The following is a 930-nucleotide window of genomic DNA, read 5'->3' on the forward strand; positions in this document are numbered from 1 at the left end:
TCGCCGTAAGGGCGAAACCCTAAGCGGCCGTTACCGCAGAAATGGATATGTACACCTGCGGGAGGTTGGTCGGCTGTCAGGCCGTCATCGCGAGCAGGCTCGCTCCCACAGTTGAACGGTGTACATCTGCAAGAGATGGGTCGGCTGTCCGGCCGCTATCGCGGGCAAGCCCGGCTCCCACAGTAGATCTGTGTACATCTGCGGGAGATGGGCCGGCTGTCCGGCCGCCATCGCGAGCAAGCTCGGTTCCCACAGGAGATGGGGCGGCCAGACCAGACTCAATCGTTGACCAGTTTCCCAACCCGTATCGCCTCCCGCCCCGCCACCTTCGCCTGCCAGATCCCCGGCTGCGTATACCGCCCGCGATCCAGCGCAAACAACACCCCGCTGGTCCCGGCACACACCACCGTCACCCGATCACTCAACGGATCGACCACCTCAAACAACGCATCGCCCTTCTCGACCCACTCCCCCACCTCACGCAGAAAACTCACCACCCCGTGATGCGGTGCAAACAGATACTCGGTCCCCTCGAGCGGCATCCCCTCACAACACTCATCCGGCGCTTGCGGCCACTGCCCGGCAATAAAACCCTGCTCCGCCAGGAACCCGAGGATCGCCTCGCAACTGGCCTGAGCCTGATCAACCCGCGTGTCACCCATGCTCCCCAACTCCAGCGTCGTCGCCAGGTTGGCCGGTGGAATCGACGCCTCTGGAAACGCCTTGGCCAGCCGCAACCACGGCGACGAACAGGACTCATCGAACGAACTGCCACCGGAGTCTTCGCACAACAACGCCACACCGGCCTTCAATCGTGCCGCCAGGGACTGCCAACGCGGCCAATGTTGCGGCAGCGCATAAAGATGGATGGCCGCCTCGAAATCGCAATGCAGATCCAGGGTGATCTCAGCTTCACAGGCATGCCGCAAC

Annotated in this window: 1 protein-coding gene; it reads right to left on the reverse strand. The window is 63.0% G+C overall.

Features of this window, described 5'->3' with window-relative positions:
* Positions 1-278 precede the first annotated feature (278 nt).
* Positions 279-930 (reverse strand): M14 family metallopeptidase (locus AC1DH9_RS29910; RefSeq protein WP_477809424.1); only part of this gene is annotated, 652 nt, incomplete at its 5' end.

This window comes from Pseudomonas sp. 05T35 (genome assembly GCF_056396605.1).